The sequence below is a fragment of the Gordonia sp. i37 genome (assembly GCF_002043085.1).
Lineage (GTDB): Bacteria > Actinomycetota > Actinomycetes > Mycobacteriales > Mycobacteriaceae > Gordonia > Gordonia polyisoprenivorans.
Genome location: NZ_MVPX01000480.1, coordinates 1 through 574 on the forward strand (window position 1 = coordinate 1; position 574 = coordinate 574).

The 574-nt window shown below is 65.7% G+C and carries 1 pseudogene; it reads left to right on the forward strand.

The annotated features are described in order from the left end of the window. Nucleotides 1–17: 17 nt before the first annotated feature. Nucleotides 18–574 (forward strand): annotated as a pseudogene (locus B1964_RS23435) (dipeptidyl aminopeptidase); the annotation flags it as partial.

The following is a 574-nucleotide window of genomic DNA, read 5'->3' on the forward strand; positions in this document are numbered from 1 at the left end:
GCCCGGGGCAGCAGTCGATGCTGTTCGAGAAATCGGTGCTGTTCCGCCCCGATTGGGAGGCGGTGCTGCCCCCGGTCACCGACACCGTAATCGGGCAGCCGGGCGTGGATACGCAACGCCTTGCGGTGTACGGGATCTCGCAGGCCGGTTTCTGGGTGCCACAGGCGTTGTCGGTGGAGCACCGTTATCGGGCGGCCGTGGTCGATCCCGGCGTGGTCGATGTGTCGGCGTCGTGGACGACGCACCTGCCGAAATCGTTGGTGGGCATGCTCGATGATCCTTCGAAGGCCAAGCGATTCGATCAGGAGATGGCACTCGGGCTGACCGGACAGAAAGCAACCCAACGCATGTGGGCATGGCGGGCACGACCTTATGGGCACAACGGGCAGTACTTCGACACGATGCGCGAGGTCATGCACTACCGCCTCGACGCCGATGCGGCCGCCGCGATCACCACCCCGATGTTGATCACCGCCCCCGAACACGAGCAGTTCTGGCCCGGGCAATCGGCCCGGCTGGCTGCGATGCTGACCGGAACGTCGTCGACCGTCGTCGATTTCACCGCCGCCGAGGG